The 3386-nt window shown below is 31.6% G+C and carries 3 protein-coding genes and 1 pseudogene; all 4 read right to left on the reverse strand.

What is annotated here, in order from left to right:
* Positions 1–153: pseudogene (locus ACEW8E_RS11630) on the reverse strand (CRISPR-associated endoribonuclease Cas6); the annotation flags it as partial.
* 36 nt (positions 154–189) lie between these two features.
* Complete coding sequence (gene cas5d / locus ACEW8E_RS11635; RefSeq protein WP_373480510.1) at positions 190–918, reverse strand: type I-D CRISPR-associated protein Cas5/Csc1; 729 nt, start codon at positions 916–918, stop codon at positions 190–192.
* Positions 919–1005: 87 nt separating this feature from the next.
* Entirely contained in the window at positions 1006–1992 is a 987-nt protein-coding gene (cas7d, locus tag ACEW8E_RS11640) for a type I-D CRISPR-associated protein Cas7/Csc2 (RefSeq protein ID WP_373480511.1), read from the reverse strand.
* 120 nt (positions 1993–2112) lie between these two features.
* Positions 2113–3288 carry a type I-D CRISPR-associated protein Cas10d/Csc3 gene (gene cas10d, locus ACEW8E_RS11645; RefSeq protein ID WP_373480512.1) on the reverse strand — a complete coding sequence of 392 codons (1176 nt, stop codon included), beginning with the start codon at positions 3286–3288 and terminating at the stop codon, positions 2113–2115.
* Positions 3289–3386 lie beyond the last annotated feature (98 nt).

Genomic DNA, 3386 nt, shown 5'->3' on the forward strand with positions numbered 1-3386 from the left:
TTTATTTTGTTCGGACTTATGGAAATATTCAGCTAATTGTTGATCAACCGAATTAACTAAGGTTAAAAATAAAGCGTGTAAGTGTTTTCCTGATGTATAACCAATGGGTATATCGGAAATAGATGTAAAATTTATGACTAAACTATGAGGCATATTAGTTAATAGTTAAGAGTTATGTTTTGTTATAAATTATTCAAATCGATAATTAATATTTACAGGAAGATTTAACCCTTCATAATATTCTCCATTCATAGTTACATTTTTAATTAAACTAACAGGAGGCATATTAATTACGTCATAACTTATTAGTTGATTAGTGAACATAATATCTAACGGATTTAAAGGATAAGGGCAAGTAAAATTAGCATTTTTTATATTTGATTTTTCTATTTTTTCTATTGTTAATTCAGCTTTACTCATCCATTTTCCTAAGCGAATAAATTTAGGTAATTTCCATTTCCACTCATTGTCTTGATAATTAGTTTTTTTAAGTGATTTTTCTGAGATAATAAAACATTCAAATACACTTTCTGTGGCAATTTCTTTTGTTCTACCAAAACAAGGAATATTTTTTTGCATTTTTTCCATTTCTACATGGTAATTATTGTTGGCATATTTCCAAGTATTTAAAATAGAATTATGATTTATTGATCTAGCAGGAGTGACATAAATTTTTTGGTCATTAAGAGGTGTTAAATGTTTTTTATATTTAGGTATTTGTTCAGCACAAAAATAACTATAGGAATCTTCATCTGACACTGTTGTTTGATATTTTTTACTATCTACTAAACCTAAAGCATAACAAAGACTATAGTTATGTAAAATTGCTTCTGTTTCATACAATCTACCAATTTCACGGGTTGCATAATAAAGACTGTCATGTAACTCAATTCGACATTTATAAATGTTATTGTTCATAAAGAATCAATTTATATTAAAAAGTAACTAAACATAATTAGATTTTGAAGATCAAGGTTTGAGGTGGGCAATGCCCACCCTACTTATTTATTTCGATTTAGATTTTGAAAGTTTTAATATATATTTTTGTGCATAAGCTAGTGATTCTTTATTCGCTTGAATTAATAATTTTTTGAGTTGATTTTCATTACTTGTAATAGATTTTACTTCTTCTAAAATGGCTTTTAAATTATTCCCGATAAAGTCTTGATGTTCTATAAATTCATCTGATATTAACTCATTAATTGCTGTATTTCCTGCGTCTAAAACATCATCTTCATTAAGAGGATCTGGAGGATTAATTTGATTATTTTTGAGCATAATATCATAAATTTTTTGAGTCCAACGTAAATTACTCACAATTTCTCCATCGGCAAATATAATGCCTATTAACTCATTACGAACTCTACCTGTACGAGTTGTTTGTGCTCCATAGTGACGAGTTCTTAAAATGTTATTTAAGATGTATAAAAATCCGGCTTCTGTGGCATCTTTCAACGTAATAATACTTGGGAAAAATGTTTGTGGTAAAATATGATCTTGTTGATTTATTCGACTGGTAACTTCTCCTTGACGACTCATTGTTCCATGTTCAAAAGGTGCATTTAGAGTAAAGTTTAAATGAGAATCATCAAAATCTGTGATGGAATAAGCTGTATCAACTACTACTTTTGATTTTTCTGAACCACCATCACCAATGGCAAAACCATAGAGAATACAATCAGGTGTAGTTTTACTAAATTCTACATTATAATCACACTTAGCTGAGTCTCCTATTTCATATTTTCGCAGTAATTCTCTCCCTGTTAAACGCTCAGGAGTTGATTGTTTTCTTTTAAACATTGCTAAACGAGTTATGGGTTTTTTATCCTCTATTCCGGCAGTTACTCTGGCTTTATTTAACTCGCCATCGGTTTGAAATAATGGATAAGATTCTGTGACTCGAATAGTTAAAAAATGGATATATTTACCCATAGGTTTTGCTGGAATTTCAGAGTGAAAATATTTAGCATCGATAGTAGTTAAAAAAGACATAATTGACTCTCCTGATAATTGATTTAGTTGATTATTTTTGCTTGATTTTTTGATTGAATTAACCATAAAAAATGGTAGGGTGGGCATCGCCCACAATTATAAAAATAAAGAAATTGATTTTTAGTCATGATTGTTGTCAGATTCTGGTAAGTCTTCGGGTTCATCTTCTTTGTATTGTTGTTTTTCTTCATCATTAGCTAACCGATAAAGATACTCGCAAGTGTTACGAATTAGGTTTAATTGTGTTCCCACTAAACGAGAGCGATCGCCCTTAAACTGATTAATAAATATTTCCTCCACGAAAAAAGTGGCAAAGTCTTTCACCGCTTGACGTTCTTCTTCTGGAGTTAAAGCTCGTTTCCATTTACCATCAACAAACGCTAAAGTCGGTTTACCTTCTGCTGTGCGACGACGAACATTATTCATTAAAGTTGCCAATCTGGCGGATACGATTTCGATTAATGATTCTGCATCATAAGCTAGAACTTTATCTGCCTTAATAATGACATTAGATGCTTCGTCAATAGGTTTTAGAATTGCGTTAGCTTTGCTATTTTTTGCACGATAAAATTTACGATAAAGATTCGTTAATTCTTGTAGTTTGGTCATGTTTTTTCCCTCATTGTCAAAACAGTAATAAAATTGTTGATAAAGTTTGATTTTACTAACAGGAACAATATCAATTTTGTCCTGCTTTCTGAGCCATTTAGCTAGATAGTGAAAAACATAAAGTGGATTAGTTTCCAAATCATTAGCTAAGGCTGTTAATTTACCCCAGTCAGGGTTTCCGTCTTTTTTGCGATTCACTTCTAAATGAATAGAATAAGCCGCAGTTAAAGCATTTAAAGGGGAAAATTCATGTTTATTTTGAGGTAAAATTAAATCCAATCGATAGCGTTCATTTTTCACTAAAGAACGAATAGCTTGATGTGTGCCATCCAGTAAAACAGTTTCTTCAAAATCTGCACCACTAAGAAAAGGAGGTACTGGTGATTCTGAAACTACTACTTTGACATCAGCCACTAAAGGCAACACCAAAGCTAACCATGTTGGCATTACCCACGATTCCGTATCTGTGGCATCTCTGCCGGGGGGTAACGCAACGAAAAAGAAAGTAATAGGATCACTGTTAGAATAATTAAGTTTAAAAGTATGATCTTCTTCAGGATTTAAGTCTGGTTTAATTAATAAATCATCAACTTTTCGGTAATTTTCGATGGTTAAATTAGCTTCTTGTTTATCATTAATAAAGTGTTGGCGTTGCTGAATTAAAGTATGATTTTTAGATAAGGTGATGCCGAAGGCACGCTACGCGCACGTATCTTTATTACTCTCTTAAATTATCACAGAGGCGTGCTGTGTACCAGAGCCGACGAGCGATCGCTCGTAACTTG

The sequence above is a fragment of the Geminocystis sp. genome, from assembly GCF_041753295.1.
GTDB lineage: Bacteria > Cyanobacteriota > Cyanobacteriia > Cyanobacteriales > Cyanobacteriaceae > Geminocystis.

Bases quoted from the DNA above. Each gene is read 5' to 3' on its own strand.
- cas5d (WP_373480510.1), bottom strand. From the start codon at position 918: ATGAACAATAACATTTATAAATGTCGAATTGAGTTACATGACAGTCTT.
- cas7d (WP_373480511.1), bottom strand. From the start codon at position 1,992: ATGTCTTTTTTAACTACTATCGATGCTAAATATTTTCACTCTGAAATT.